This is a genomic window from Lunatimonas salinarum, from assembly GCF_017811155.1.
GTDB classification, from domain to species: Bacteria; Bacteroidota; Bacteroidia; order Cytophagales; family Cyclobacteriaceae; genus Lunatimonas; species Lunatimonas salinarum.
Genome location: NZ_JACVCV010000016.1, coordinates 24487 through 45672, shown reverse-complemented (window position 1 = coordinate 45672; position 21186 = coordinate 24487). Strand labels below are relative to the sequence as shown.

The 21186-nt window shown below is 46.4% G+C and carries 12 protein-coding genes; 4 read left to right on the top strand and 8 right to left on the bottom strand.

Annotation, left to right across the window (positions count from 1 at the left end; genetic code table 11):
- Positions 1-12 precede the first annotated feature (12 nt).
- Together purU and crtD are read left to right on the top strand one after the other, a co-directional pair.
- A complete protein-coding gene (gene purU, locus IAQ59_RS17485) occupies positions 13-867 on the top strand; it encodes a formyltetrahydrofolate deformylase (protein ID WP_209332140.1) in 855 nt (284 codons plus the stop codon).
- A gap of 57 nt (positions 868-924) precedes the next feature.
- A complete protein-coding gene (crtD, locus tag IAQ59_RS17480; protein WP_209332139.1) occupies positions 925-2406 on the top strand; it encodes a 1-hydroxycarotenoid 3,4-desaturase CrtD in 1482 nt (493 codons plus the stop codon).
- On the opposite strand, the gene IAQ59_RS17475 is transcribed toward crtD, so the two are convergent.
- The 5 genes from IAQ59_RS17475 to IAQ59_RS17455 form a co-directional block, all read right to left on the bottom strand.
- Positions 2396-3790, bottom strand: a complete 1395-nt coding sequence (locus tag IAQ59_RS17475; RefSeq protein ID WP_209332138.1) for an MltF family protein — start codon at positions 3788-3790, stop codon at positions 2396-2398. The two genes, crtD and IAQ59_RS17475, sit on opposite strands and share 11 nt — an antisense overlap.
- A 122-nt stretch (positions 3791-3912) precedes the next feature.
- Positions 3913-5244: a TolC family protein gene (locus IAQ59_RS17470; RefSeq protein WP_209332137.1), complete on the bottom strand. Its 1332-nt coding sequence runs from the start codon at positions 5242-5244 to the stop codon at positions 3913-3915.
- Positions 5244-8306 (bottom strand): efflux RND transporter permease subunit, encoded by a 3063-nt coding sequence (locus IAQ59_RS17465; RefSeq protein WP_209332136.1) that lies wholly within the window; start codon positions 8304-8306, stop codon positions 5244-5246. Before IAQ59_RS17465 ends, IAQ59_RS17470 begins: the two co-directional genes overlap by 1 nt.
- A gap of 6 nt (positions 8307-8312) precedes the next feature.
- Positions 8313-9407, bottom strand: a complete 1095-nt coding sequence (locus IAQ59_RS17460) for an efflux RND transporter periplasmic adaptor subunit (RefSeq protein WP_209332135.1) — start codon at positions 9405-9407, stop codon at positions 8313-8315.
- A 462-nt stretch (positions 9408-9869) separates the two neighbouring features.
- A complete protein-coding gene (locus IAQ59_RS17455) occupies positions 9870-13241 on the bottom strand; it encodes a TonB-dependent receptor (protein WP_209332134.1) in 3372 nt (1123 codons plus the stop codon).
- A gap of 370 nt (positions 13242-13611) precedes the next feature.
- On the opposite strand from IAQ59_RS17455, the gene IAQ59_RS17450 reads away from it, so the two are divergent.
- Positions 13612-14304, top strand: a complete 693-nt coding sequence (locus IAQ59_RS17450; RefSeq protein WP_209332133.1) for a lysoplasmalogenase — start codon at positions 13612-13614, stop codon at positions 14302-14304.
- Positions 14305-14382: 78 nt separating this feature from the next.
- Here the strand turns inward: IAQ59_RS17450 and aspS are convergent, their stop codons facing one another.
- Positions 14383-16140: an aspartate--tRNA ligase gene (aspS, locus tag IAQ59_RS17445; protein WP_209332132.1), complete on the bottom strand. Its 1758-nt coding sequence runs from the start codon at positions 16138-16140 to the stop codon at positions 14383-14385.
- Positions 16141-16322: 182 nt separating this feature from the next.
- On the opposite strand from aspS, the gene IAQ59_RS17440 reads away from it, so the two are divergent.
- Positions 16323-17594, top strand: a complete 1272-nt coding sequence (locus IAQ59_RS17440) for a M23 family metallopeptidase (RefSeq protein ID WP_209332131.1) — start codon at positions 16323-16325, stop codon at positions 17592-17594.
- A 185-nt stretch (positions 17595-17779) separates the two neighbouring features.
- Here IAQ59_RS17440 and IAQ59_RS17435 read toward each other — a convergent pair whose 3' ends face one another.
- Positions 17780-20143: an OmpA family protein gene (locus IAQ59_RS17435; RefSeq protein ID WP_209332130.1), complete on the bottom strand. Its 2364-nt coding sequence runs from the start codon at positions 20141-20143 to the stop codon at positions 17780-17782.
- A 2-nt stretch (positions 20144-20145) separates the two neighbouring features.
- Entirely contained in the window at positions 20146-21117 is a 972-nt protein-coding gene (locus IAQ59_RS17430) for a PorP/SprF family type IX secretion system membrane protein (protein WP_209332129.1), read from the bottom strand.
- Between the last annotated feature and the right edge of the window lie 69 nt (positions 21118-21186).

Sequence of the window (21186 nt, the reverse complement as noted above, 5' to 3'; positions counted from 1 at the left end):
AACGAATTAGCCATGCAAACAGCGATTATGATCATACAATGCAGAGACGATAAGGGAATCGTCGCTGCGGTATCGGATTTCTTGTTCCGATATAATGGCAATATCATCGAAGTGGACCAACACATCGACGAGGAGGTCGGCGATTTCTTTATGCGGGCCGAGTGGGAACTGGAGAGCTTTGCCATACCCAAAGACCGCATCTCCCAAGTATTCCACGACGAAGTCGGCAAGCAGTTTGCCATGAATTGTTCGCTGGAGTTCAATACCCCGAAACCACGGATGGTGATTTTTGTTTCCAAATTGTCCCATTGCCTATTCGACATCCTTAGCCGCTATTACTCCGGACAGTTTCAGGTAGAAATTCCCTTGATCATCTCCAACCATACCGACTTGAAAAGGGTGGTAAAAGGCTTTGGTATTCCATTCTATCATTTGCCTATCACCAAAGAAAACAAACAAGAACAGGAGCAAAGACAGCTTGAGTTGTTACGGGAACATCGGGTAGACTTCGTGGTATTGGCCCGTTACATGCAGATCCTAAGCGGGGATTTTATCCGGAATTACCCTAACCGTATCATCAATATACACCACTCCTTCCTACCAGCCTTCGTGGGCGCAAAACCCTACCACGCTGCCCATAAAAGAGGCGTGAAAATCATCGGAGCCACCGCCCACTATGTCACCGAAGAACTCGACGCAGGCCCGATAATCGAGCAGGATGTGGCCCGTGTGAGGCACCACAACACCGTAGAAGAAATGGTTCAAATGGGCCAAGATGTGGAAAAGGTAGTCCTCTCCCGGGCAATTAAATACCACTTGGCCCGTAAGATACAGGTAGTGGGCAACCGAACCATTATCTTTAACTAAACCATACTACTACCCACCGGGCGAAAAACACTTTCTATCGATCTAGGTTGTATCAACATGAATAAAAAAGCCATCGTAATCGGCTCGGGAATCGCTGGACTGGCTGCAGCAGTACGACTAAAAAACCTGGGGTATGCCGTAGAGGTATTTGAAGCCAATTCGTATCCTGGCGGAAAACTCTCTGAAATTCAAATTGGTAACTATCGCTTCGATGCGGGCCCTTCTCTCTTTACCCTTCCCGAACACGTAGAGGAACTCTTTCGACTATCCGGCAAAACCCCCGAGGAACATTTTGAATATATACGGTTACCGGTACTTTGCCACTATTTTTGGGAGGATGGCACCCGACTGAAGGCACATGCCGATCCGGAAAAATTTGCCCAAGAGGTAGCAGATAAGCTCGGCGAACCGGCTGAACATGTACGCAAGTCGCTAGATCGCTCCGCTTATATGTACCGGCACCTCGCCCCCTTGTTCATGCACCGGTCCCTGCACCGCTGGAAAACCTGGGTCAACCGCAAGGCTATGGCATCCTACTTGAGAATGGGCAAATTGGGAATATTCGGTACCATGAACGGTGCCAACCAAAAACAATTTCGGAACCCAAAAATGGTTCAGCTCTTCAACCGCTATGCCACCTACAACGGATCCGACCCCTACCAAACACCGGCGACCCTTAACATCATTCCCCACTTGGAATACAACATGGGGGCTTTCTTTCCCAAAAAGGGCATGCACGACATCACCTTAAGCATCTACCGGCTGGCACTGGATATGGGTGTAACGTTTCATTTTAATCAAAAGGTGGATAAAATCCTGGTAGAAAATGGAAACGCCGTCGGCATACGGGTGGCTGAAAAGTCCTACCAAGGAGATTTGGTCGTCAACAACATGGACATGGTAAATGCTTACCGGCATTTACTCAGTGACCAAAAACAACCACAGTACCTCCTCAAACAGCCTAAATCCAGCTCCGCACTAATCTTTTACTGGGGAATCAAAAAATCCTTTCGGGAACTTGACCTGCACAACATCTTTTTTAGCGAGGATTACCAAGCGGAATTTTCCCATATTTTCCAGCAGGGCCGTATCTACCATGATCCTACGGTGTATATCAACATCACGTCGGTTTACAAATCCGATGATGCCCCAGAAGGCGGAATGAATTGGTTTACAATGATCAATACCCCCAATAATCAGGGACAGGATTGGGAAAAAATGATCGCGGATGCCCGCAAAAATATCATCCAAAAGATAAACCGTATTCTCCAAACAGACTTGGAGCCCCTCATCGAAGTAGAGGAGGTACTGGATCCCAGAACCATTGAATCCAAGACTTCCAGCTCACAAGGCGCTCTCTACGGCAACAGCTCCAACAACCGCTATGCGGCCTTTCTCCGGCATGCCAATGATTCCTCAGAAATCCGAAACCTGTATTTTTGCGGAGGAAGTGTACATCCTGGCGGCGGCATACCCCTCAGCCTCCTATCGGCCAAAATCATGACCGAAATGATCCGTGAAAAGCAGGTCAGGGATTGACCAGCACCTTGTAAGACTCGTAAAGGCTTAGAATATCAATTACATATTGCACTGCCAAATGCCCTTTGGCATAGCCACTTGTGACCAATGGATCCCGATAGATCTCTGGCTTGGATTTCCGCTCCAAATAGAACGCAACACTCGACCAGATCCGGGAATCTTTCCCATATTTTAAGGCCAACCTCCAAGCATCCTGTACGTGCCCATGGCCAATATTGTAGGAAGCCAGAATAAAGCGGATGCGCTCATTGTTATCCGGGATGCGTTCCAGCCAAAATCCATCCAAGTACCGCAGGTAATTGACCCCTCCACGCAAGCTTTCTCGTGGATCATTGGGATTGGTGACTCCAAATTGCCTGAGTGTGACCGGCATTAACTGCAGCAAGCCGACGGCCCCGGCATAGGAGACCGCCGTGGTATCAAAACGACTCTCTTTGTATACCAGAGAAGCCAGCAACCGCCAATCCCATCCCAACATATCGGCTCCCTCTTTGATCAGCTCATCAAAAGCAGAAATCCGCCCTCCGGACACGGAAGAAAATGCGGAACTGCTTCGAAAATAGCTATTCTTCTTGTTCAAAAAGTACTTTTGATACAAAATTGCCTGAAAACCGGATTTATGGATCCGAGCAATCCATTCATTCAACTTACCCAATAGCTGCGGTGCATTTTTGCGCACCGCCCAACCCACCTGGGATGGGTTGCTCACCGCAAAGCTGACATCTATCTCATCGTAATAGGTGGCATTTACAAGGGCAATATCTTCATCCACCACCGTGTGGGGAATTTCCCCTTCAACCACCTTCAGAATCAGGGACTCCAAGGATTCCTCGTTTTCAACAACCTCTATACCAAGGTCGAGCGAATCGTTCAGTGCCCGCAATTTATCCTTGTAGATGGTCCCCTTTTTGATGAATACCTCGGTATTCTGTAATTGATCGAATGAGGTAATCATATCTTCACGCTTCTGCTGCACCAAGATGGTACGCATCTCATTAATCGGGTTCGTAAAGGCTGCAAATTTCCTCCGCTCCTCCGACCGCTCGAAATTGATGGCAATTAGATCCGCCTTCCCTTGATTCAGTAAGCGAAAGGACTCCTCCAACCCATCACTGACTACGAGGTGAAGTTCTACGCCAAGACGATTGGATAGGTTACGGAGAAGTTCAAACTCATAACCCATCGTGCGCCCACGATATACGTAATAGCTGGTAGAGGAGTTATCCACCACCGCACGGATAAATCCTCTTTCTTTAATAGCATCAAAATCTATCTCTGCTGGGTTTTCCCAAAAATGTGGTTCTGCTGGCTCACTGTTATCACACGCGGGGAGAAAAAAAATAAAGATTCCGAATACAAAGACGTGCCATGTATGTTTTTTCATGCAGTAGCTCCTGTCATTCAGGAATTGATTCCCTCAATTATACAGCATAATTGACAGGATACCAAATTATTTGAAAAACACCTGGATTCGGAGCATTAAAAAACGACAAAAAAACCAAATCATCAATAGATATTTTCGTTCGGATTGGCAAAATAAATCCTACCGGAAAGACGCATCAATTCAATTTCATTTTCCTTAATGTTGTACAACGATTCGATTAAGCGGCTCTCAGCCGTAAGACGGTTCACCTGCGCATCTCTAAACTCTAGGTAGTTGGCTATTCCGAGCCTAAACCGATCCAAGGCAATATCTGCATTTTCGATCGCCACTTCGTAATTTGCTCTTTCTATATCAAGGAGCCGCTTGCTGTTTTGATACACGTTGTACGTACGCTGAAGATCCGATTTCATTTGTAGCTCGTACTGATCCAACATGTGCTGTTGATTGCGCATTTGAAGCTTGGCTCCCTGCACCCTTCTATTGATGGAAAAACCACTGAAAAGATTAAGGCCAAGCGTCGCTCCTAGGGTGTAACCCTGTTGCTTATTCTGAATCAAAAAGCCTGCCTGTGAATTAAGGGTATTGTCATTGTACGCCCCATTTAGCGTCACAAAAGGCAGGCGTTCGGCCTGAATTTCCCGCAACTGCAAAAATGCCACATTCTGCATTCGCTGTGTGATAAGCAATTGCTTGTTATGCTCATAGGCATTATCTACCAAATCCTCAAAGTTTAGGTTTTCCTGAATCAGAATCGTATCCTTTACCGCAAACTCCTTATCCGGATCCAATGCCAAAAGCTGATTGAGATTGACGCGGGAGTTTTGGATAATCTGCTCCTGATTGACAAGTGCCGTCAGGTCTGCGTTGTAATCCACTTGGGCGGCCAAAAAATCCCTCTTCGAAGCCCTCCCGAACTCGTATTGCGCTTTGGCTATTTCCCTACGTTCATCTGAGAATTTCAGCGTCGTGTTCAATACATTATACCGTTGCAATTCCAGCACCAATCGGTAGTAGGCCATAGAAATGGCCGCCACCGTATTCTCCATCATTACCTTAGCTTCCAGCTCACCCACCTCACTAAGTTTGCCTAAGCGCTTCAAGGCAACTACTGCTTCGGGACGAAAGCCGTAAATAGCCACAAGGCTGTAATTATTGATGCGGGTTTGGGCACCATCAATCAACCGGGGCTCAGGGTCGTTCACGAACCGTTGTTCGGTATCTTCCCTTCGAAACGTCCGTGTATTGGTTACCCCTAGCGAAGGCATCAAAGCACTTTCACCGATCCTACGGTCATTTTCTCTTAATAGACCTTCATTGATGGCGATCTTCACGTCGAAGTTACGCTCTAATCCGATCTCAATGGCCCGTTCAAAATTGAGTTCTTCGATATCCTGTGCATAACTACCAGGGCACAGCAATAACCCACATGCGATTATTAAAAATAGTCTATTCATCAAGCTCTTGCTAATCTTCCTTCTTTGGAGGTTAAGTATGTGTATATTCCGGGAATCACAAACAGCGTAAGTATGGTAGAGATCAACATGCCACCAATTACCGCCACACCCATAGGCACCCGGCTTTCCGCTCCAGCACCCAAAGCCAATGCGATAGGCAGAATTCCTAAAATAGTGGAAAAACTGGTCATCAATATAGGTCTAAAGCGGGCGGAAGCAGCTCCCTCTATGGATTCACGCACACTCATTCCCTGTGCTTTTCGCTGATTGGCAAATTCGACAATCAAAATACCGTTTTTGGTCACCAAGCCTATCAGCATGATGATACCAATCTGACTGAACACATTCAAGGTGAAATCAAACAACCAAAGTGAAAACAATGCCCCAAATATGGCCAATGGCACCGTAAACATGATTGTAAGAGGATCCATAAAGCTCTCAAACTGAGCAGATAACACCAAATAAATAAGTATCAAGGCAAACACAAAGGCGAATATCAAGCTATTGGAACTGTCCCGGTATTCCTTGGAGAGCCCTGCAACATCCGTACTGTAGGTTTCATCCAGCACTTCTTCTGCGATCCGATCCATCTCATCTAATCCCTGACCTACGGTATAGCCATCGGACAGACCGGCCGTTACAGTGGCACTTACAAATCGGTTAAACCTATATAACGACGGGGGAGTGCTCCTTTCGGAAATGGTGACCAAGTTGTCCATTTGAATTAACTGACCATTCTCTGCCCGCACGTAAAGCATCCTTAGATTTATAGGCTCATTCCTGTCTTCCAATTGCATCTCACCGATTACCTGGTACTGCTTTCCATTCATGATAAAATAGTCAAACCGCTGACCGGAATAGGAGAGTTGGAGAGTTCGCGCTATCTCCTGAACCGATACCCCAATGTTTCTGGCCTTTTCCCGGTCAATCTCCACCTCGATTTCGGGCTTGGTAAATTTCAGGTTTACATCGGCAAAATTAAACACCTCACTCTTGTTAGCCCTTTCCAAGAAGTCCGGAATAATGGCTTTCAATTTATCGATCGTCTGCGCCTGAATGACGTATTGTACCGGCAACCCCGCCCTTCGATCACCAATGGACGGCTCCTGCACCGCAAAGGATCGCGCAGAGGTCTTTCTACGCAGGTAGTTATTTACATCATTGAATATCTCCTGCTGACTACGCTCCCGGTCTGTGGCATCCTGTAGCATTACCCGGATAAAACCGGAGTTGGATGAGGCACTGCCAAATCCTGGAGAGGTAATCCCCATCAATCCCTTGCGGTCTTCTTCAGGAATCACTTCCCCCAACTCCGAAGTCATTTCATCAATCACTCTATCCATGTAGGCAAACGTAGCCCCCTCCGGGCCGGTAAGGTTTACCCGGATCTGTCCACGGTCTTCAATAGGCGCCAGCTCGGTGGGGATTTGCCCAAACAGGTAATAAATCCCATACACCATCACTCCAAAGATCACCAGGGAAAGCCATCGATATCCCATAAAGCGAACCAGTAAACTTTCGTATGCCTCGTTCAACCAGACGAAGAATGGTTCTGTTTTCAAGTATAACCAGCTTTGCTTTTCGCGTTTCTTCAAAAGCTTGGAACTTAGCATGGGCGTCATGGTAAGCGCCACAAAGGAGGAAATAATCACCGCACCTGCAACCACCACCCCAAACTCCCTAAACAGCCTGCCCGTGGTACCCGTGAGGAATATCACCGGCAAAAACACCGCAGCCAAGGCTACCGTAGTCGCTATCACGGCAAAAAATATCTCCTCGGCTCCAAGCTCTGCTGCTTTCTTTGGATCCTCTCCTTTCTCAATCTTCGTATAAATGTTTTCCAATACCACAATGGCATCATCCACGACTAGGCCAATGGACAACACAATACCCAATAGCGTCAGCACATTGATGGAAAAACCCATCAGGTACATGATAAAAAATACGCCCACCAAACTAATCGGAATAGTCAATACGGGTATGAATGTGGTACGCCAATCCCGGAGAAACAAAAAGATCACCAAAACCACCAAGAAAAAAGCCACAATGATCGTTTCCTGCACTTCATTGATGGATTGGCGGATAAACTTGGTCGTATCAATCCCTACACTCAATTCGATATCGCTTGGAAGGTCCTTTTTGATAAACTCTACGCGTTCATAGAACTGATCCACGATATCGATACTATTAGCTCCGGGAAGGGGATAAACGGCCACGCCTACCATTGGCACTCCATCCTTTTTAAGCACGGTTCGCTCATTTAGCGGTGCCAACTCGGCACGTCCCACATCCTGAAACAGCACCACCCGGTTAGACTCCTCTCGAATAATAAGCCGATTAAATTCCTCAGGAGTACTCAAACTACTTTTAGTCCTAACTGACAGTTCGATGGCATCCCCTTCAATTCTCCCCGAAGGAAGCTCCACGTTTTCACTCTGCACCTTGTTCAATACATCCAAAGGAGTAACCCCATAAGACGCCATCAAGAGTGGATCCATTCTCAGGCGCATGGCGTACTCCTTATCCCCCCAAATTCGAATCTCACTCACCCCTTCAATGGTCTGAATGCGCTCCTTAAAGATATTCAATGCAATATCCGAAAGCTCCAATAGGTTCCGTTGACTACTGCCTACGGTCATCATCACCACCGGTTGCGAGTCTGCATCTTGCTTGGAGATGACCGGCGGATCTACGTCCGGTGGAAGGTTTCGCTGCGCACGGGACACCTTGTCCCGCACGTCGTTGGCGGCTGCCTCCATGTCTCCGCCTACTTCAAATTCTACCGTGATATTGGATACACCGTCGTTACTGATGGAGGTGAGGGACTTGATGCCGGAAATACCGTTGATTGCCTCTTCCAACGGCTCGGTGATTTGCGCTAGGATTACGTCCGCATTCGCTCCCACATAGGATGTCCTTACACTGATGATCGGAGGATCCACACTGGGATATTCCCTCACTCCCAAAAAGGAAATCCCTATGAGTCCAAAAATCATGATGGTGAGGCTCATCACGATGGACAACACAGGTCTCCGGATACTGATGGTGGATAAACTAGACATGGGCTATCAGTTGATTTGTGTGACTTGAAGAGACATTCCTTCTCTTGCTTGTAATATACCGGTTGTCAATACCTGCTCCCCGGGTTTGACACCACTAAGTATTTGAACCGTATTTTCAGTTCGTTTACCGATGGTCACTACCCGTGACTCTGCCTTGCCGTCTTTGGCTACAAATACTTTGTATCCGGATAATTCCGGAATGACTGATTCAGATGGAACCAAAATCGCGTCTTCTTCCACATTCAATACCAACCTGACGCGGGCAAACATACCTGGAAGAAAACGTCGGTCATTGTTGGGGCTTTCTGCTCGAATTTTAAGCGTACGGGTATTCACGTCGATGTTTGGTTCAATCGCATATACCTTTCCCTCCGCTTCCTCAGAGGTCACGGTTGATCGGAAATATACCGAAGCACCTACTTTGATATCGTTGGCATAGCGCTCAGGTATTGAAAACTCCAGTTTAATTGGATCGATATTTACGATGGTGGAAATCACATCCGCAGAGCTGATGACACCTCCCTCCGAGACATCTCGTAAGCCGAGCACCCCGTCAAAAGGTGCCACAATCACCGTCTTATCCAACTGCGCTTCGATTAACCGGAGGTCAGCCAAGTTGGTATTAAACTGATTTAATGCGATATCGTATTCCTCCTGAGAGATTGCCTCTCGCTCCAAGAGTTGCTTCTGCCTATTCTCTTGGCTTTCAAATAGCTTTTTGGTATAATTCAAGCGATCGTACTGCGCACGCAATTCATCATCCCGCAGATAAAGTAATGGGGTACCCTTCTTTACAAACTGACCCTCTCTAAAATCAATCCTGGTGACAAGACCGGCGATCTCCGGCCGAAGGTTGACCATCTCGTTCGGAATTAAACTACCGGTAACATTCAAACTGTTTTCCAAAGTCTCATACCTTGCCTCTATCACGTTTACCGGAAGCCCCTGACCACCTCCGGAACCCTGCTGCGAAGCGGAAGCGGGAACGGGTCCCGTTTGTTCAGTCTTGGAAAAAAAAGAATCCATGCGGGGATAAAAAAATGCGATCCCAATCACCAACACGGTGATTATGATAACAATAAGCTTAGTCTGTTTCTTCATCAGGGGTATTGAATAGGTTTAGTTCGTTTTAAGTCGGAGACTATTAGTAACAAAGGGCGCCATTTTCCGCTACTTGGATTCACGAAAACACCTTATTTTATTTGTTTCTACTGAGCAATTTAAAACCGAAATCTTACACTTTATTAGATGGCAAAATAGCCATTTGAGTCATTTAAATAAAGTAAATAGACACAGGTGGCTACAAGCAGCCACAAATGGTTGTTATTGAATTTCCGCTTACAAGTTGGCAAAACCAACTTGCTTTGCCATATTTTAATTAATTTTTTTTAATATCGGTTAAAATTAAAGCCCCAAAAATAGATATACACATAAAATTACAAATAGTTGGTTGTTGATTCAACTGTCGCTCAACGGCATTTCGAATTCTCGAAATACACTTTAAGCAAAGAGAGATCAAACCAAAATGGAATGACCTCTCTTTTTCAAATCGTCATTTGTGACTTAGAAAATATATCGAAGCCCAATTTGCATGCTCCAGGTTGTGCTTGTGGTCGTTACGTTTCTAAATGGGGTAGTCGGCAAAACGGTCACGCCACCTTCCGTCACCGTATTCATCCTAAACGTGGAAGGACCATTTTGTTGCACGCTTACCGGATTAAGCAGGTTCTGCGCATTGTTTAGTGTTTTGGCAATTCCCCAATCCGAATTGATCAGGTTTCCGAAATTGAGGACATCCAAGCTAAGCTGAAGCGTATTTTTCCTACTTCCTATATCGGTAAAAACATCCTGAAGTAACCTAAAATCTACTCTGTTCAACCAAGGGATTAAGTTGGAATTTCTCTCCGCATATTGTCCCCTTCTGTTACGAAGGTATTCGTCGTTTTCGATGTACCTGTTGAATGCTGCCAATTGTTCCGCCGCCGTAAACCGTACCGTTCCTCCTGAAACGATATCTGCGAAATTAATCTCGCTATCATTTGCCGGTATATAGAGTAGATCCGAGTTTATACCATCGTTGTTTACGTCGTTCAGGTACCGATAGCTAAATCTTCCCTGATGCGAACCGTTGTAAAACAAGGATATGGTAGTCGCAGCATGATTGAAATAATTGAATCGGTACGAAACGCTTCCTACAATCCGGTGGGGTACCGCAAAGAACGAGTTGTACAGCATCTGCTGATTTGGATTGTTAATGTTTGGCCCAGCAAAAGCCGAATTGGCAGATGACCCGGGGTTGCTGGAAACTTCGTCTGCATAGGTGTAGGTGTACGCTAAAGAACCAAATAATCCTTTGTTGGTATTCACCGAGGCACCAAACGTTGCATTGAAGATATTTCCTTTTTCCTGTGTATTAGACAGGATAAACACACTATTAGGCCCAACCGCGGAATTGAATCTTGTTGCACCGTTGGGATAAAACTCCCGATTGTCGTTTCCGTTATTGATAAATTCCGTAGCCTCTGCCCTGTTGGCCAAGAACTGATAGACTGCGTTCACATCCCGCGTATACATCAGGTCTGTGGTAAGGGTGATAGGGAGAGACGGAACCTTGTAGTCTAAACCAAGGCTGCTTCTCCACACACTTGGCATTCTAAAATCATCGTCTACCAAGGCAATCGTACTGGGAACTCCACCTTCTGCACTTCTGATAAAAACATCCTCCGCACCTGCAGGGGGGTTATTTGGCCAGTGGTATTGGTCTGGATTAAATCGAATATTTCCGATCCATCCTTGGATTTCCGCATAGGTATTAGGCTCTACATTGTTTTGATATCCACCGGCACCGGAAGGCATGTTAGTAAACCAAACAAAAGGAATGTTACCAAAGAAAATACCGGTACCCCCTCGCAGTTTGAGTGCGCCGTCTCCGTACACATCGTAATTAAAACCGACCCTTGGGCTAAGATTAAGTCTGGATTTAGGCCACTCCCCCGAACGGTAATTCTTCGTTCCACCATCGATGGAGCGGAATTGAAGCGCATCAATTTCTGGATTTGTGGTCAACTGGTTCATGAATAAGGCCATCTCTCCACGCAAACCAACTGTCAAGTCCAGCTTTTGATTAACATTGATTTTGTCTTGAATGTAAAGCCCTGCGGTTCCCAGTGTAATTCCACCATAGGTATCTGCCCCTTCGTAAGGATAGGTGACACCAAACATGATAGGCGCCACTTCATTTGGGGTACCGGTGGTCAGAAAATCCTCTACAGTTCTATACCGGTAATAGGACGCACCCAATCTTAAAAACTGGTTACCGAAATTTTGGGATTCAAAAGCCGCTCCTGCAGTAATTTCGTGTTTCCCCTCGATATAGGTCAGGTTGTTTACAAAGTTAAAGTTATTGTTGATCACATCGTTTCCGAATGTAAACGGATCATAACCGGCTGTGATGTAATTACTGTGTCCGTCAGGCAATCCCGTCTCTGGATTTGTTTCTATACCAAAACCAATATCAATGGTAGGGAACACCCTTGGGCTAAACGACGATCGGGTTGCCTGGATTTTTGAATAAGAGGCGATAAACTGATTGGAAAGCTTGGGCGTGAAATAGCTACTCAATTCGATCGCATAGGAATCCACGATATCATCTATACCATACTGTGTGGACTCGAACGCGATAGATTGGTCACTCACCCTGTTGGTACCGGATCTTGGCCTTGGCCCTGAGCTTCCGTTTACGAGTGAACTACGTGATCCACGTACATTGCTAAATCTCGCCGACAATTTATGTTTGTCATTGATGTTCCAATCCAATCTGGCAAACAGTGACAGGCTTTCGTCACCGGCATCGTTGGCATATCCTTCGTATCGTCCGGGATCATAGTTCCATTGATTTATCAGGTGATCCCGTACTGCGATCAGATCAGACTCTCTTGTCCGTGCAATATTTTGATCTGGAATGGCTACTCCGTCTTGTGAAGGCTTCCATAGGTTTACTGCACCTGGGTTGGTTCCTTCGTTTCTGGTTTGCTCGGCATTCACGAAAAAGAATAGCTTATTCTTAATGATGGGGCCTCCTAATCGGAATCCCATTATACGGGTGGATGCCTGATCCTGTTCGTCTAGCTCGAGGCTACCTACCCGTCTGCCGTTGTAATCCTGATTTCTGAAAAAACCAAACGCTGACCCTTCAAAAGAGTTGGTTCCGCTACGGGTAATCGCATTTACACCCGCGCCGGTAAACCCGCTCTGGCGAACATCAAACGGGGCGATATTTACCGTTATTTCTTCTATGGCATCCAATGAGATCGGCTGAGACCTACCTCCTGGAAGCAATCCATCACTAAGGCCAAAGCCATTGTTAAAGTTTGCCCCGTCAATCTGCACATTGTTATACCTACCATCTCTGCCCGCAAAACTATTTCCGTTGGCCTGGGGCGTAAGCCTTGTAAAATCGGTTAAGCTTCGCTGGATAGTCGGCAATGAATTGATCTGTTCGTTACTCACGTTCGTGGCAGCACCTGTCCTAGACGAAGTAAAATCACTGGACCTGGAAGCTGAAATAACCACCTCTGACAAGTCTGCGCTGTCATCCTGAAGCACAACATTCAAGGAATAGGGCTCACCAAGCTTCAGATTAATATCTGTGTAGGATTGGGATCTGAACCCGATAAAACTAACCTGAACAGTATAAGGGCCGCCGGTCCGCAGGTTTGGGAGTGTAAATCTACCATCCATGTTAGAAACAGCTCCATAGCGAGTACCCGAAGGCTCATGGATAGCCACAATGTTTGCTCCGGGGAGCGATTCACCGTCGGCATCACTAATAATCCCCTGAAGGAAACTAGTGGTCACCTGTGCAAGTCCGGCATTGACCGTAAGTACCGTCAATACGAACATCCCAAATAAATTTCTCAGTAAATTTTGCCTCATGTTGTTTATAGTTATAATCAAGAATAGATAACTGCTAAAGCGAATCAAGGTTTTTTGGGCAGTGCAAAGGTAGGATTTGCCGAGCGCAAACGTTTTGGGAAATTGTTAAGTTTGGCGTTCTCAATGCAAAAGTAATTAACATTCAGGTAAAACAAATCGACAAAGGAAATATTTCTACCCCCTTAGTTTGCTGAAAAAACAAATTTTTCATTGGATTTTACTCAAAAAACTATCAAAAAAAGCAGAATACCATCCATGCCAATTGGATCTAGAGTTGGTTTTTTGTCTTTTCCAAATAGAATATTACCCGATCATTCGAGCCGGTATTTTTTTATCTCTATCTTTATCCTCCACCAACTCATCCCACCTTATGTACCGTAAAGGAATCGCTTGGCTCTACTTATTCCTATTGGCTGCCATCGCAGACATGGCTTTTGTCACACAGGGAGAACCGCAGTTCCGTTATGCGAGCAAGCCTCTGATTGTCACAGGCCTGCTGTTCTATTTTTTGACCAGCACAAACAGCATCAAGGGCAGCATCCTACGAAAGAGTGTGGCCGCCGGCTTGATCTTTTCCATCGCCGGAGACACCCTATTGCTATTTCCAAATCTATTCCTCTTTGGCCTAGGTGCTTTCCTAATGACTCATATCTGCTATATCGTTGCCTTTAAACTCACCCAAAACCAAGGTTTCAACCCCTTGAACGTCAATTTTGTACGGACGTTCTTTTTTAACTTACCCATTTACATTGCTGCCGCATTTGTCTATTTCCTAATACGCAAAAACCTTCAGGATCTTCAAATTCCCATGGTCATCTACATCATGGTCATCGTGATGATGGTAACCATGGCTAGGGAACGATTCGGAAAAACAAACGCCGCCAGTTTTTGGCAGGTATTTTTAGGAGCTGCACTTTTCTTGGTTTCGGATTCAATATTGGCTCTCAACCGCTTCTTCCAACCCATAGACGATGCCGGCATACTCATTATGGGCACCTATACAATGGCCCAATTACTCATCGTGATGGGTATACGCAGCCACTTGATCGCCATAAAAAAATAAGCCCTGGGATCATCCAAGGCGTATTTTTAGTAGCTCTTATCTGCTAACAAGCATTACAACATTCCCGCACAGCGTGATTTAGGACTTCTTTGGCGCAAGGGAAATGCTCAGCTCTTCCAATTGTGCAGCAGCAATGGGACTTGGAGAATCAATCATGACGTCCCGACCCGAATTATTCTTTGGAAAAGCAATGTAATCGCGGATGGAATCACTTCCCCCAAAAATCGCACACAGCCTATCGAAACCGAAAGCGATACCTCCATGTGGAGGCGCCCCGTATTCAAAAGCTTCCATCAAAAAGCCAAATTGCGCTTTGGCCTCTTCTTCTGTGAAACCGAGGTGCCTAAACATCGTTTGTTGCATCCCTCGGTCGTGAATACGAATCGACCCGCCTCCAATCTCGACACCGTTAATCACCAAATCATAGGCATTGGCCCGCACCGACCCTGGATCTGAATCCAATAGGCCAAAATCCTCTTTCTTTGGAGAAGTAAAGGGATGGTGCATGGCATGGTAACGCTGCGTTTCCTCGTCCCACTCCAATAGGGGGAAATCCAATACCCAAAGTGGTTTGAATACGTTTCGGTCCCGCAAACCCAGGTCTTCTCCCATCTTCAGCCGCAACTCGGAAAGCTGCTTGCGGGTCGCAGCGGATTCGCCGGATAGAATAAGCATTAAATCACCTGCTTCAGCCCCCATTCTGTCGGCCCATGCTCTCAAATCTTCCTGTCCGTAAAACTTATCTACCGACGACTTAAAGGTACCATCCGCATTGCATTTGACATAAACTAGGCCCTTTGCCCCAATCTGAGGGCGTCGCACCCAATCGGTTAGGGCATCGACCTGCTTCCGGGTATACTCTCCTGCCCCGGAGGCACAAAAACCCACCACGAGCTCCGCCTGGTCAAAAATCGAGAAGCCCTTTCCCTGCGCCAAATCATTCAGCTCCGAAAACGGCATGCCAAAACGAAGGTCTGGCTTATCGTTGCCGTAATATTTCATCGCATCTGCATAGCTCATGCGTGCCACCTCACCTAATTCCACCCCTTTCACGGTGGCAAAAAGATGCCTTATCAGACCCTCGAATGTTTGTAGGATATCCTCTTGCTCCACGAAGGCCATTTCACAATCTATCTGCGTAAACTCCGGCTGCCGATCTGCCCGAAGATCCTCGTCCCGAAAACATTTCACTATCTGAAAATACCGGTCAAATCCACTGACCATCAATAGCTGTTTGAAAGTCTGTGGAGATTGGGGCAAAGCATAAAACTCACCCGGATTAATCCGGCTGGGTACCACAAAATCCCGGGCTCCTTCTGGAGTGGATTTGATCAAAACCGGGGTTTCCACTTCAATGAAATGCTCCCCATCCATGTATTTTCGGGTTTCCTGCATCATGCGGTGCCGTAGCTGTAGCTTTTCACGTATCACATTTCTCCGCAAGTCCAAGTAACGGTATTTCATGCGTAAATCCTCTCCCCCATCGGTTTCATCCTCGATGATAAAGGGAGGCACCTTGGCTGGATTCAGCACGTTCAGTTCATGAGGCCTTACTTCGATATCACCCGTCGGAATCCGGTCATTTTTGGCTGCACGTTCGATTACGGTACCTTTTGCCTGAACCACAAATTCCCGCCCAAGCGAGGCCGCTTTTTCCAACAGCGACAAATTCCCACTACCTTCCTCAAAAATAAGCTGAGTAAGCCCATATCGATCGCGGAGATCCACCCAAATAAGACCACCTTTATTTCTGACCCGCTGCACCCAGCCGGCTAAAACGACTTCTTTGTTAATATCCGAGATACGTAATTCACCGCAAGTATGTGTCCTTAACATGTCAGATTCGCTTTTTGTCAAATTGAATCGCCAAAGATAGCAATTCAACATGGAGTTTACTACACCGAAATACAAAGTTTATCCTAGTTCAATTATAAAATTAATTCAAAATAGTTGCACTTTTACCGAAAAAAAACCTTCTTTTGTAGTTCGTTTATCGCCATTAAACCCACATTCCACACATGAAATACATTTGGACAGCCCTAGGATCTTTTTTATTGCTAGCATCTGCATTTGCCTTTTACCATTATTACACATCTCTGGAGCAGGATTACGTGGTAAATGAACTCCCGGAAGAAATCATCGAGGAAGAGGAAAACCTACTTTTTGGAATCAATGTCGATAATTTTGAGATTATCGAAGGCACCGTAGAACGTAATCAGACGCTGTCCACCATTCTAAGCCCATTCAATGTCTCCTATCAGATGATTGATGAGATTGCCAAAAAATCGAAAGACATCTTTGATGTGAGACGAATCGCATTCAATAAAAAATTCACGGTCCTCACCCCAAAGGATACGCTCTTGGCCCAATATTTCATTTATGAGCCAAACCCCACGGAGTTTGTGGTTTTCAAATTGGACGACGCCAATGTGTACAAAGAAAGCAAACCGGTACAGATCAGCAGGCGGGAAATCGGTGGCACCATTAGCAAGTCCCTTTATGTAAATATGGTGGAGCTAGGTTTGACGCCCGACCTGATTGATCAATTTGCAGACTTATATGGTTGGGTAGTGGACTTCCAACGGCTGCAGAAGGGCGATAAGTTTAAGGTAATATTCAACGAAAAAAGCATAGAAGGAAACATCGTCGGCATAGAAGACATCGAAGCTGCTTATTTTGAACATATGGGAGAACCCTATCATGCAATTCCGTTTGTTCAAAACGGGGAAATGTCCTACTTCGATCAACACGGGGAAAGTCTTAAAAAAGCCTTTCTTAGGGACCCCTTAAAATTCACCCGCATCAGTTCCCGTTACAACCTCAATCGGTTTCATCCGGTACAAAAACGCTACAAGCCCCATCTGGGCACCGATTACGCGGCGCCCACCGGTACAGAGATCCGATCCGTAGGCGACGGAACCGTTGTGGAGGCAGGATACAGCGGTGGCAATGGCAACTACGTAAAAATCAAGCATAACGCCACCTATACCACCCAATACCTGCACATGTCTAAGTTCGGCTCGGGCATCAAGGCAGGCACCCGCGTACGTCAGGGGCAGGTAATCGGCTATGTAGGCAGTACCGGTTTGGCTACCGGCCCGCACCTTTGCTTTCGCTTTTGGAAGCATGGAAAGCAAGTCGATTGGCTGAAAGAAAAAATCCCCCCAGCAGAACCGATCTCCGAAGAAAACAAGGTAGCGTTTGAGGACACCAAACGGAGTATTATACAGACATTGGTGGCGATTCCCTACACCACTCCAAGTACCCTGCTTACATTAAACGACAATTGAAAAACCGGATCCCCGTAAAACTCAAGCATAAAAAGAGGAGGCTGTCTTTATGATCTAAGACAGCCTCCTTTCTATTTTTTGGTATCTACCCGGGAGAAACCCAACTGAATAGGTCATCTTTCCAATCCGAGCCCACGCAGAACCTTTAGCGAACGACTAGACATCCTGCGCCACTCCTTAATTTGCTATCGTTGACCCTTGGTCCAATCTTTGTTTAGCTCCGGGAGGGACAGTTCGGTTCGCCGGTTAATCCGATGCATTGCTTCGGAACATGCTACTGTTTCACAATTATTCACCGGCCGAAGTTTCCCAAAAAAGTCGTAAACCACGCGTTCGCTGGCGATTCCGCGCTTTTCTAAATAGCTCTTTACAACCACTGCACGCTTCTCCGAAAGTGATTCATTGTAAGCATCAGGCCCTCTGGAATCGGTATGTCCGGTAATTTGAAGCCGCTGATTAACCATGTGCCGAAGCATCAAAACCACTCGCTCCAAAGACTGCTTGTCTGCCGCACTTAAATCGGCCCGATCAAACCCAAAATAAACCACGGGCAGTTCCATGGGAATCTGAAGATTGGCAGGCTCACACAGATCTACCCCAACCAATTCCGATGGAATATCATAGGCTCGGTCTATCTCCGGAAAAGCATACAGTACCAACTCACTTCTTCTGTTTAACTGATGATCCTGCTCTGGACAAGGTACGCCCTCCCCACAGTCGTTGACTAACTGGGTTTTACCATACCAATTGGCTTTTACCCTAGAGCGGGCGATACCGTACTGACTCAAGAAATCACGCACTGCATTGGCCCTTCGTTCACTTAGCGCCTGATTGTATTCGTCAGACGCACGTGCATCCGTATGGGAATCGACAGAAATATCTATAAAGGAGTAGGATTTAAGCAATTCGGCTACCTTCGTAAGGATGGGTTCCGCATCCTTACGAATGGCAGATTGGTCCAAATTATAATAGATCAAATCCGTGTAGACGGGCGCTTGGTAAGGAATTCTGATCAGCTTATACGATTTTTGCATTCCTTCGCCCTGCACCCCCTTGCTACTTAGCGCCTCGCCAAGAAGTGCGAAATATCCTGGCTTTCGGATCGACAGCTCAAAATCCGCATCTGGTGCCAACTGCGCTGTAAAAGTACCGTTGCCAGCTACGTCCACCGACTGATTCACTTTAGATTGCTTATCAGCGATTACCACTTGCAGGTCACCCGCTATCGATTCACCTTCACAGTCAATGACTACCGCCTGGAGCTTTTTAAACAACTCCTGCAATACGTAGACATCGTCTAAGCCTTGGCTTCGATTGGATGCCACATAAACCGACGAAGCTTTCCCTTTGAATATCTTGAGGTCATCCTGAGGCGAATTGATGGGTATGCCCAGGTTTTTTACGCCTACTACACGACCGTTTCGAAGGGATGCAACAAACAAGTCCTGCCCACCCAAACCAGGATGCCCATTCGAAGAAAAATAAAATTCATTGCCTGCTACATAAGGATCCCGCTCGTGACCGGGGGTATTGATGCTGGGGCCTAGGTTGACCGGATCACTAAAATTCAAATCAAGATCGTAAGTGACATAGTAAAGGTCATAGCCCCCTTGTCCCCCCGGCATATCGGAGGCGAAATACAGGCGCTTGGCAGCCTCATCCACATAGGGGGTAATCAATCCGTATTCCAGCGCGTTGTTGGAGACAAAGGAAACGTAATCTGTCAATTTGCCTTCGCTATCGATCTTGCTGTAGAATATTTCCGGATGCACCGTGTAATCTCCCTTCGACTTAACCTGCCGGGTTACAGAATAAAACATCAAGGACTTTTCGGTCAAAAAAGTAGGATCGGACGCATGCAAATGACTTGGCACAGGAATGTCAATCATTTTCACCTCCGACCCAGCGGCATTCAATCTGTATATGCCCAGGAAATTCCGGCCGGTAAAATCAACAGCCCGATCGTAATAAACGCTGGAACGATCAAATCGAAGCGCCTTTTTGGCCCTCAATGCAGCGGCACCTCCCCTATCTGATGAGAAATAAGTATTCCCAGCCGCATCACGGACTATACCGTATTCCGTACTAGCGGTATTAATTTCCTTAACGCTGACCAACTCGGCATTTGCCGCAGTGCCATACCATTTGCGGAGCGAATCCAAATGGAGATTCGAAATTGGGCCGTTTACTGAATAAGACAGTGAGTCCAATGCCTTAAAAACCGCCTCCAGGTCTCCTTGTTGGTTGGTGGCTGCAACGAACTGCAATACATCCTCTTTGCTTGCCTGCGGATGGCTCATGGCATTTTTCCGATACTGGTACGCCTTTGGGTAATCCCTCAGCAGTGAATAGGCTTCTGCAGCACCAACTGCCGCCCGGTAAGAGGGCTTTCGCTTATATGCGTCCTCATAGCCCAATGCCGCTTCCTTGAGATTTCCCTCTTTCATGCGGGCATCTGCGTAGCGAAGAGCACCTGTTTGACCTAAGACCGGTGTTGAAAAACAGTATAGTACCGTTATGCTGAATAAATAGGTAAAAATCTTTTTCATAATCAGAACCATCTGGGGTTTTTCATATTAACTTTCCTCGGAGCGATGTAATAGCCCACGGAAAATTCATGGGAATTATTCCGCAAACCGCTCAATACGTTGTTTTGCAAATCGTAGGCATAGCCCAATCTCAGATTATCCAACGCAAAAAGTTCCAAGATAAACGAAAGCGCGTTTCGGGAAGAAAGATCCTCCGGCAATCCACTGTTGACCTTTACATTGGTACGGTACGATGCACCCACCCAGATTCTTTCCACAAACAGCACCATGCCGTTCAAGTCCACGTTAGTAGGCCCTGTATCGGAATGACGCACCAGAAAGGAAGGCTTGAACTGCACTTTTTCTGAAAGCGGAAACAATCCGCCCATCGTTACATAATAGTGCAAGTTATGGTAGGCCAAGGCCAGCCCTTCATCTGCCAACTTCTGCCTTCCCACCAAATTATAAGCACTTACTCCTGCATAAAACCTCGGGGTGTGGAAAAACACACCCGTATTCAGGTTGGGAGTGAAGGCGTTCAGCACACCTTGTGGCACATCGGGATCATCTAGATCACCCGGATTAAAAAGGCTTCCATCAATGGCATATTCAATAGCCCCTGCACTGGCTCCCAGCCCCAAATAGGAATCTTCACCTGTTTGAATTCGGTACGCATAGGATGCCATGATAGCGTTTGTCTTTGCGGGCCCAAACTGATCGGTCATAAAGGATGCCCCAAAGCCCATACGTCCCTCATTGGCGCTGAAATCTCCGGTGGCAGTGAACGTCTTCGGTGCGCCCGGAAAGTCCACCCATTGACTTCGATAGGTCGATTGTATATAATGTTCCCCCTTGTAGCCCGCATAGGCCGGGTTGATATGTAAGCCATTGAACATGTATTGGCTAAATTGGGGGAGTTGCTGCGCTTGGAGATTTCCAACGACCAAGCCAAGCGCTACCCACACCACGCATAAAATTCTAAAAGTCTCTTTCATTCCTCCTACTTAATTACGATTCCCGGTCTGTTACTTACTGCGTGTAAACCAAAAATCAGGTTTATTTTT

What these genes read in the sequence shown, in the direction of transcription:
- purU (WP_209332140.1), top strand. Translation starts at nt 13, where the DNA reads ATGCAAACAGCGATTATGATCATACAATGCAGAGACGATAAGGGAATC.
- crtD (WP_209332139.1), top strand. Translation starts at nt 925, where the DNA reads ATGAATAAAAAAGCCATCGTAATCGGCTCGGGAATCGCTGGACTGGCT.
- IAQ59_RS17475 (WP_209332138.1), bottom strand. Translation starts at nt 3,790, where the DNA reads ATGAAAAAACATACATGGCACGTCTTTGTATTCGGAATCTTTATTTTT.
- IAQ59_RS17470 (WP_209332137.1), bottom strand. Translation starts at nt 5,244, where the DNA reads ATGAATAGACTATTTTTAATAATCGCATGTGGGTTATTGCTGTGCCCT.
- IAQ59_RS17465 (WP_209332136.1), bottom strand. Translation starts at nt 8,306, where the DNA reads ATGTCTAGTTTATCCACCATCAGTATCCGGAGACCTGTGTTGTCCATC.
- IAQ59_RS17460 (WP_209332135.1), bottom strand. Translation starts at nt 9,407, where the DNA reads ATGAAGAAACAGACTAAGCTTATTGTTATCATAATCACCGTGTTGGTG.
- IAQ59_RS17455 (WP_209332134.1), bottom strand. Translation starts at nt 13,241, where the DNA reads ATGAGGCAAAATTTACTGAGAAATTTATTTGGGATGTTCGTATTGACG.
- IAQ59_RS17450 (WP_209332133.1), top strand. Translation starts at nt 13,612, where the DNA reads ATGTACCGTAAAGGAATCGCTTGGCTCTACTTATTCCTATTGGCTGCC.
- aspS (WP_209332132.1), bottom strand. Translation starts at nt 16,140, where the DNA reads ATGTTAAGGACACATACTTGCGGTGAATTACGTATCTCGGATATTAAC.
- IAQ59_RS17440 (WP_209332131.1), top strand. Translation starts at nt 16,323, where the DNA reads ATGAAATACATTTGGACAGCCCTAGGATCTTTTTTATTGCTAGCATCT.
- IAQ59_RS17435 (WP_209332130.1), bottom strand. Translation starts at nt 20,143, where the DNA reads ATGAAAAAGATTTTTACCTATTTATTCAGCATAACGGTACTATACTGT.
- IAQ59_RS17430 (WP_209332129.1), bottom strand. Translation starts at nt 21,117, where the DNA reads ATGAAAGAGACTTTTAGAATTTTATGCGTGGTGTGGGTAGCGCTTGGC.